Source organism: Oleiphilus sp. HI0067 (assembly GCF_001635735.1).
In genome coordinates, this window is the sequence record NZ_LWFI01000124.1 from 1 (window position 1) to 936 (window position 936).

General features: G+C 45.5%; 2 protein-coding genes. One reads left to right on the forward strand and one right to left on the reverse strand.

What is annotated here, in order from left to right:
• Window positions 1-557 (forward strand): GTP-binding protein (locus A3739_RS01700; RefSeq protein WP_197471950.1); only part of this gene is annotated, 557 nt, incomplete at its 5' end.
• A gap of 8 nt (window positions 558-565) precedes the next feature.
• On the opposite strand, the gene A3739_RS01705 is transcribed toward A3739_RS01700, so the two are convergent.
• Window positions 566-936: tRNA (adenine(22)-N(1))-methyltransferase TrmK (locus tag A3739_RS01705; RefSeq protein ID WP_197471951.1), on the reverse strand; the 371-nt coding region annotated here is incomplete at its 5' end.

The window sequence follows — 936 nt, forward strand, 5'->3', positions numbered from 1 at the left end:
CACATGGCAACGTCGATATTAACGAAGTGCTTGATACCAACTTGTTCGACTTCGAGCGCGCACAGCAGGCGCCCGGTTGGTTGAAAGAAATGCGCGGCGAGCATGTTCCAGAGACAGAAGAATACGGCATTAGTAGTTTTAGCTATGAAGCTCGAAGACCCTTTCATCCAAAGAAATTTTTCGACTTTCTGCACCACACTCAACAGTATGGAAACTTAATTCGTTCCAAAGGTTTCTTCTGGTTGGCGACCCGACCTCAGTTTGCAGGACAGTGGAGTCAAGCAGGCGGAATGGCGCGTTATGGTTTTGCGGGCATGTTCTGGAAAGCTGTGCNAAAAGAAAACTGGCCGCAAGATGAAGAGTATTTAGCTTCTATCGAAAAAATGTGGGAAGAACCATTTGGTGATATGCGCCAAGAGCTCGTGTTCATCGGACAAGGCTTAGATAAGCAGGCCATGACTGATGCCTTAGATGCTTGCTTATTGTCAGAAGATGACCTGTTAAAAGGCAAAGACTTTTGGGCAGAGCTAGAAGACCCATTTCCTGCATGGGAGTAGTGTCCTAGTTACGAACACAAACGTGTTTTGATCTGTTTAAAGTGCTTAAGCGGTTCATCTGCTTGAGCGCTTTTATTCTTGTTCTCATAGTATTTGATCGTTTGGTTTGCGTACCTCAGTGCGATCCGTTTTTCTTCTTCTGAATCATAGTGCCATATCTGCTCTCCGATATGACTGATTGCTGGATAATCACTGGTATGGCGTCCAGATTGGCTGATGAGCATCACTTCATAAATACGCCGATTCTCTTCAACAAGCGACTCTTTCACCATCTTAAATTCGAGTTCTGCCAAGCGCGTTCTTAGCTCGAGCAAGTGGCGCACAGGGCAAAGAAGAAAGTCGATCGATAGGCCTTTGTTTGCTTGTGTTAGTTGTTCAA